General features: G+C 50.9%; 1 rRNA gene. It reads left to right on the forward strand.

From position 1 onward, the window contains the following. Positions 1-222 (forward strand): 23S ribosomal RNA (locus ATB74_RS23585); the annotation flags it as partial.

Genomic DNA, 222 nt, shown 5'->3' on the forward strand with positions numbered 1-222 from the left:
ACGGTAGTGAAGTCATTGATGCCATGCTTCCAGGAAAAGCCTCTAAGCTTCAGATTGTAAGGAATCGTACCCCAAACCGACACAGGTGGTCGGGTAGAGAATACCAAGGCGCTTGAGAGAACTCGGGGGAAGGAACTAGGCAAAATGGTACCGTAACTTCGGGAGAAGGTACGCTCTTATCAGTGAAGTCCCTTGCGGATGGAGCAGACGAGAGTCGCAGAT

The sequence above is a fragment of the Vibrio splendidus genome, assembly GCF_001557875.1.
Classification (GTDB): Bacteria; Pseudomonadota; Gammaproteobacteria; order Enterobacterales; family Vibrionaceae; genus Vibrio; species Vibrio splendidus_F.